Here is a 6,575-nt window from a genome sequence, read left to right as displayed (position 1 = left end):
GAGACTTGCCCAAGAGCTCAATCTTTCTGTGGCTACTGTATCCAGAGCCCTTAATAACCGCAGCAACACATCGCAGGAAACCAAGTCCAGAGTACTGGAAATAACAAAGAAGCTGAATTATGAGCCAAATCCGCACGCCAGCAGCTTACGCCGGCACGATAGCAAAACGATTGGAGTGATACTCCCAGAAGTTGCTAATCACTTCTTTTCCTTGGTAATAAATGGAATTGAAGAAGTTGCGCGGGACAATAATTATCACGTATTAATTTATCTGACGCATGACGATTACCAACGGGAATTATCAGTTACCCGATTATTGGTAAGTGGCCGAATTGACGGAGTTTTGGTGTCAGTAGCTAGTACCAGTCAGGATTTCGCTCACTTGGATTTACTACGAGAACGAAATATTCCAACTGTTTTTTTCGACCGGGTGTATGACGGCCTGGATACAGCGCAGGTAACAACTGATAATTATGAAAGCAGCTACGCAGTGACTCATCATCTTATCAATAACGGCTGCCGCACAATCGCTCATTTAGCAGTGGCAAACAGCTTATCCATCGGGCGAATACGCACGCAGGACTACGTTACTGCTTTGCGCGATAATGATATTCCCTTTAATGATGAGTTGGTGCTATACGCGAAAACCAGCAAGCGCCAAGATGTGGCTATGATTCAAAGCATCTTGCAACGTAGACCGGATATCAACGGGATTTTTGCGTCTGTGGAAAGCCTGGCGATGAGTAGCTACGAAGCCTGCCAGAACCTGGGACTTTCCATTTTAACAGATATAAAAATTATTGCTTTCTCTAATCTGGAGATAGCCTCCTTGCTAAGCCCTCCCCTTACCACCATCACGCAGCCAGCGCGCGCCATGGGCAGAGAAGCCGCCCGGACACTGTTTGAGGCAATTCTTGAGAACAAGCCGATTTCAACAAGCCAGAGTCTGGAATTAAAATCAGAGCTGGTCGTCAGAAGCTCTACTTTGGCAGCGCGCTAAGTAGTACTTACAGCCATGGTTTCTGAGCTTACGGTAGGTAAGCTCGAATAACAAGACACCGTTTGCAATGCTGCTGGGAGGCAAATTCATGACGCTATACAGCTTAAAGGCGTCGACTTGGTCAGGACTATGCTTGTCCCAAAGCCTGTTCCAGATCAATTAACAGTTCTTCCTTCAGCTCAATCCCCACCGACAGACGCACCAGCCCCACGGTAATGCCCAGTCGCTGCTGCTGCTCAAGGGTCAGGGCGCGGTGGGAGGTGCTGAGCGGGTGCGAGAGCGACGAATCAACGCCGGCCAAAGACGGCGCGAACGGGAAGCGCTGGGTGCGGCGCATAAACTGATTCACCTGCTTTTCATCATCGGGCAAACGAAAGGAAAGCATACCACCAAATTGCGTTCCGCCCTGAGCAATGGCAAGTTGGTGCTCAGCGTGGCTTGGCAAACCCGGATAATTAACCGCTTGCACAACTGGGTGGCGGTCCAGCATCTCAGCTATAGCTAGCGCATTGGCGCTGTGCTCCCGCACGCGCAGACGCAACGTTTTAAGCCCCCGCACGGCCAGCCAGCTTTCCATCGGGCTCAAGGTCAGGCCCAGGGTCATGCCGATTTGCCGGAGACGCGCAGCCGTTTCAGGTTCGGCGGCTACTACTACGCCGGCCGTCACGTCGGAGTGGCCGGCCAAATACTTGGTTACGCTGTGCAAGGTAATGTCCGCGCCATATGCGATGGGGCGCGTGAGCAGCGGCGTAGCAAACGTATTATCAATCACCAGCTTTACGTTATGCTGGTGGCACTCTTCGGCCAGAGTCCGCAAATCAACCACGCGCAGGAGTGGGTTGCTCATGGTTTCTGCCAATAGCAGGCGGGTGCGGGGTTGCAGATGCAACTTCAGATCATACAGCTTTTCAAAAGGCACGTAACTCACCGAAATTCCCAGGCGGTTCAACTCCTGATTCAGCAAGGCCGCTGAGCCGCCATAAATATCAGCGGCGCAGAGCACATGGTCGCCCGCTTCGCAGTAGGCTAAAATGGCCGCCAGAATAGCCGCCATACCCGAGCCCGTTGCAATTGCCCCCTGCCCGCCTTCCAGCCGGTTTACCGCTTCGGCCAGCTCATCGGAGTTAGGATTGCCATTACGAGAGTACATGTAGCGGCTACCGGGCTCATCGAAATACTGGGCTATCCCATCCAGATCCTCAAATTTGAAGACGGAGGTTTGATAGATGGGAGTGATTTTGGGGTGAATTTCCATTAATCGCAGGTGTTGCTGATTTAATTGATTTCGCTGATCCGAGGGGGTGGTCCTACCAACCGCTGCGCGGAATTGGTAGGACCACTGTCGTTGCGGTTGTCCGCGCAAACTCTGGTCGTTCAACGATAGTGGTACGACGAAGCCCTTAGGGCAATTCGTAGTACCACTCCGCCACATACTCAACAGCGTCCGCGAAAAACAAAAAAAGCCTTTTCCGGCAAAGGAAAGGCTTTTTTATAGAAGCTAAACCAGCTTAAGCGACTACGCCTTCAGCCAGCACGATAACATTGTTGCGGAGCACTTCCACCACGCCACCTTCGATGCGGAAGGATTCGCGGCCAGTCGCGCTGTTCACGTTGATGCTACCGGCCTGCAAGGCGCTGATGAGCGGGGCGTGGTTGTTAAGCACTTCAAACAGTCCATCCGCCCCTGGAAACTGAGCCGAAGTGACTTCACCCGCAAATATCTTCCGGTCCGGCGTGATGATTTCTAAATGCATGTCCGTTGAATTACTTTGCCTCTGCAATCAGACGCTCACCCTTCGCAACGGCATCCTCGATGGTACCCACGAGGTTGAAAGCTGCTTCGGGCAGGTGGTCGTGCTTGCCGTCGATGATTTCGTTGAAGCCGCGGATGGTGTCTTTGATATCAACCAACACCCCTTTCAGACCCGTAAACTGCTCGGCCACGAAGAAGGGCTGCGACAGGAAACGCTGCACGCGACGAGCGCGGTTCACGACCTGCTTATCCTCCTCCGACAGCTCATCCATACCAAGGATGGCAATGATGTCCTGCAGTTCTTTGTAGCGCTGCAGAATCTCTTTTACGCGCTGAGCGGTGTTGTAGTGCTCCTCACCCAGAACTTCAACCGACAGAATGCGCGAGGTAGAGTCAAGTGGGTCCACGGCAGGATAAATGCCAAGCTCCGCAATTTTACGCGACAATACCGTCGTAGCGTCCAAGTGAGCGAAGGTGTTGGCCGGAGCTGGGTCAGTCAAGTCATCAGCAGGCACATACACGGCCTGCACCGACGTGATAGAGCCGCGCTTAGTAGAGGTAATACGCTCCTGCATGGCACCCATTTCGGTGGCCAGCGTAGGCTGATACCCTACGGCCGAAGGCATCCGGCCCAACAGAGCCGATACTTCCGAGCCAGCCTGGGTAAAGCGGAAGATGTTGTCAATGAAGAACAGGATGTCGCGGCCGGAGCCGGTGCCGTCGCCGTCGCGGAAACTTTCGGCAATGGTAAGACCTGACAGCGCCACGCGAGCACGGGCTCCGGGCGGCTCGTTCATCTGCCCGAACACGAGCGTAGCCTGCGACTTAGCGAGTTCAACTTCGTCTACCTTCGACAGATCCCAGCCACCTTCTTCCATCGAGTGCTTGAACTCAGCGCCGTAGCGGATGATGTCCGACTCAATGAATTCACGCAGTAGGTCATTTCCCTCACGGGTACGCTCACCTACACCGGCAAACACCGACAGACCCGAATAAGCCTTGGCGATGTTGTTAATCAATTCCTGAATCAATACGGTTTTGCCTACACCAGCGCCACCGAACAGACCAATTTTGCCCCCCTTCACATAGGGAGCCAGCAGGTCAATTACTTTGATACCGGTGAAGAATACTTCCGAAGTCGTCGCCAGATCCTCAAATGGCGGGGCCGAGCGGTGAATCGACATCGGGCCGTCGCTGTCGGGCTGGCGGATGCCATCGATGGCCTGGCCAATGACGTTGAACAAGCGGCCTTTTACGCCTTCGCCCGTAGGCATAGAGATAGGCGAACCCAAATCGCGGACAATAGCGCCGCGGGACAAACCCTCGGTCGAGTCCATGGCGATGGTGCGCACCCGGTCTTCGCCAAGGTGCTGCTGGCATTCAAGAATAATTACTTGTCCGTTCTCTTTTGTGACTTCGAGCGCGTCAAGAATGTTGGGAAGGCGCGTGTCATCACCGGCGAAGCTTACGTCCACTACGGGACCAATTACTTGGGTGATTTTGCCGTTATTCGCCATTGGAGGTCTTTATATAGATGGGTGGCAACGTTTTCAGGCCGCAAAACTACGGCTTAATCCCGGCTTTGCCAAAGCTCCCACGAGCGGAAAGTTTGGGCGGCTCGGGAGCATTGACAATCAGGCACTCAGGATACGTTAAACCCACTATTTGCCCCCCAGCCTCAGAAAAAGTTTGAAAAAATATTCACTCAGAATTTGCCCCGAATTATTCGCCTCGTACATTTGCACACCCAAACAGCAACGCTGATGGGAATTTTGTCCGATGGTGTAACTGGCAACACGCTTGATTTTGATTCAAGAAAGTCCAGGTTCGAGCCCTGGTCGGACAACGGCTATAGTAACGCGAAAGGCGCTGATTCTTCCTCCCGGAAGACGGCGCCTTTCGCTTTTTTGGTTTATTCTCGTTATCCCTTTTCCGCTGGCTGTAGCTGTTTTACCTTTCCACTCCTATTCGTCTGGCGCAGTCGTTTAGCGTTTCCTGTTCACCTTTGCATTCTCTGTTGACTTCCAACTGAATCGAACTCATGCCCCAGCAGGTTAAACTTTTCGCAGGCAACGCCTCGCACGAACTCGGTGAGAAAATTGCCGCCGCCTACGGCACCCAGCTCGGCGACCTTAGCCTTCAGCGCTTCGCCGATACGGAGCTGGGGCCCAGCTTCAATGAGAGCGTCCGGGGCTGCGCTGTGTTCCTGATCCAGAGCACGTTTCCACCCGCCGAGAACCTGATGGAGCTCATGCTGATGGTGGATGCCGCCAAGCGCGCCTCCGCCGCCTCCGTCACCATCGTGATGCCCTACTACGGCTACGCCCGCCAAGACCGCAAAGACAAGCCGCGGGTGAGCATCGGGGCCAAAGTGGTAGCCGACTTCATACAAAGCGTGGGCACCGACCGCCTGATGACGTGCGACCTGCATGCCGGCCAGATTCAGGGCTTCTTTGATATTCCGGTCGACCACCTCGACGGCTCGGCCATGTTTGTGCCGTACATCAAGTCGCTGAACCTGGGAAACCTCATTTTTGCCTCGCCCGACGTGGGGGGAGTAGTGCGTACGCGCGCTTTTGCAAAACGCTTTGGAGCTGAAATTGTGGTCTGCGACAAAACGCGCCTGCGGGCAAATGAGATTGCCTCTATGCAAGTAATTGGTGACGTAACGAATCAGGATGTGGTGCTGGTTGATGACATCGTGGATACGGCCGGCACCATCTGCAAAGCGGCTGAGCTGCTGCTCGAGCGTGGGGCGCGCTCGGTGCGGGCGGTTATCACGCACCCAGTGCTCAGCGGCCCGGCCCACGACCGGATTCGTAACTCTGTATTGGAAGAGCTGGTAGTGTCCGACACCATTCCGCTGCGGCAGGAGAACCCGAAGATTCGAGTGATTTCACTGGCGGATTTGTTTGCGCACGCCATTCGCAACGTGGTAACGCACGAGTCAATCAGCTCGCTGTTTACTTAATGGATGAACAGCCGCGTGGCAGCAACGGGCTTACAGTCCCCGTTGCGTAAAATGGTAAAGCCGCGGCGCGGCGACAGAGGTTCTACCGTTTCTGTCGCCGCGCCGCGGCTTTGTATGACGAGTTCTTTTTTACTACAACTCTATCGCCGCTACGCGGCTGGTGCTTTACTTGAGTTAGCAATCTTACAGAGAACCTGCTATCTTTGCGGCCCCGTTGATTGATGGGAACAGAAAATACTTTTTCCAAAAACACTCTTTTTATGAAAAGCTTAGAGATTGTAGGGTTTAAAAGAGCGAATCTCGGCAAGAAAGAGGCAAAGCAGTTGCGTCTTGATTCTTATGTTCCGTGCGTAATGTACGGTGCAGGAGAGCAGGTACACTTCTCGGCTCCTGCCATTCTCTTCCGCGAATTGCTGTACACGCCTGAAGTACACATCGTTGATTTGAACGTAGAGGGCACGATTTACCGTGCTATCGTGCAGGACGCGCAGTTCCACCCCGTAAATGAAATGCTGTTGCACGTTGACTTCCTGCAATTGCAGGATGGCAAAGAAGTAAAGATGGACATCCCCGTAAAGTACATCGGCACTTCGCCCGGCGTACAGCAGGGTGGCAAGCTGATCTCGAAGCTGCGTAAGGTAAAGGTGAAGGCGCTGCCCGAAAACCTACCCGACTACGTAGAGGTTGACATTTCGGACTTGGACCTGGGTAAGTCTATCAAAGTAAGCAAGGTGCAGCCTACCAACTATACTATTCTTACCAACTCCCTCGCTCCTATCGCTACCGTAGCCATCCCACGTGCCCTGAAAGGCGCGATGGCCGGCGAGAAGTAAGATCACGGATTGAAACGG

At 53.6% G+C, this 6,575-nt stretch carries 6 protein-coding genes and 1 tRNA gene; 4 read left to right on the top strand and 3 right to left on the bottom strand.

All coding sequences use genetic code 11. From position 1 onward, the window contains the following. Positions 1 to 1,000, top strand: a 1,000-nt coding sequence (locus B9A24_RS06215; protein ID WP_084444317.1) for a LacI family DNA-binding transcriptional regulator, incomplete at its 5' end; no start/stop codon positions are given. A gap of 127 nt (positions 1,001 to 1,127) precedes the next feature. Here the strand turns inward: B9A24_RS06215 and B9A24_RS06210 are convergent. The 3 genes from B9A24_RS06210 to atpD form a co-directional block, all read right to left on the bottom strand. After that, positions 1,128 to 2,255, bottom strand: a complete 1,128-nt coding sequence (locus B9A24_RS06210; RefSeq protein ID WP_084444314.1) for a trans-sulfuration enzyme family protein — start codon at positions 2,253 to 2,255, stop codon at positions 1,128 to 1,130. A gap of 253 nt (positions 2,256 to 2,508) precedes the next feature. Continuing rightward, complete coding sequence (gene atpC, locus B9A24_RS06205; RefSeq protein WP_084444313.1) at positions 2,509 to 2,754, bottom strand: ATP synthase F1 subunit epsilon; 246 nt, start codon at positions 2,752 to 2,754, stop codon at positions 2,509 to 2,511. Between the two features lie 10 nt (positions 2,755 to 2,764). After that, positions 2,765 to 4,270: a F0F1 ATP synthase subunit beta gene (gene atpD, locus B9A24_RS06200; RefSeq protein WP_084444312.1), complete on the bottom strand. Its 1,506-nt coding sequence runs from the start codon at positions 4,268 to 4,270 to the stop codon at positions 2,765 to 2,767. Positions 4,271 to 4,526: 256 nt separating this feature from the next. On the opposite strand from atpD, the gene B9A24_RS06195 reads away from it, so the two are divergent. The 3 genes from B9A24_RS06195 (at position 4,527) to B9A24_RS06185 (ending at position 6,557) form a co-directional block, all read left to right on the top strand. After that, positions 4,527 to 4,599 (top strand) — tRNA-Gln (locus tag B9A24_RS06195). Positions 4,600 to 4,794: 195 nt separating this feature from the next. Then, positions 4,795 to 5,724 (top strand): ribose-phosphate pyrophosphokinase, encoded by a 930-nt coding sequence (locus tag B9A24_RS06190; protein WP_084444311.1) that lies wholly within the window; start codon positions 4,795 to 4,797, stop codon positions 5,722 to 5,724. A gap of 260 nt (positions 5,725 to 5,984) precedes the next feature. Next, positions 5,985 to 6,557, top strand: coding sequence for a 50S ribosomal protein L25/general stress protein Ctc (locus tag B9A24_RS06185; protein ID WP_084444316.1), 573 nt, complete (start codon positions 5,985 to 5,987; stop codon positions 6,555 to 6,557). Positions 6,558 to 6,575 lie beyond the last annotated feature (18 nt).

Source organism: Hymenobacter roseosalivarius DSM 11622, assembly GCF_900176135.1.
Lineage (GTDB): Bacteria > Bacteroidota > Bacteroidia > Cytophagales > Hymenobacteraceae > Hymenobacter > Hymenobacter roseosalivarius.
Note: the sequence above shows the minus strand (reverse complement) of the source record. Positions and strands in the feature narration are given on the sequence as shown.

Excerpts from the sequence above, each read along its gene's own strand:
- B9A24_RS06210 (WP_084444314.1), bottom strand. The coding sequence starts at position 2,255 with ATGGAAATTCACCCCAAAATCACTCCCATCTATCAAACCTCCGTCTTC.
- atpC (WP_084444313.1), bottom strand. The coding sequence starts at position 2,754 with ATGCATTTAGAAATCATCACGCCGGACCGGAAGATATTTGCGGGTGAA.
- atpD (WP_084444312.1), bottom strand. The coding sequence starts at position 4,270 with ATGGCGAATAACGGCAAAATCACCCAAGTAATTGGTCCCGTAGTGGAC.
- B9A24_RS06190 (WP_084444311.1), top strand. The coding sequence starts at position 4,795 with ATGCCCCAGCAGGTTAAACTTTTCGCAGGCAACGCCTCGCACGAACTC.
- B9A24_RS06185 (WP_084444316.1), top strand. The coding sequence starts at position 5,985 with ATGAAAAGCTTAGAGATTGTAGGGTTTAAAAGAGCGAATCTCGGCAAG.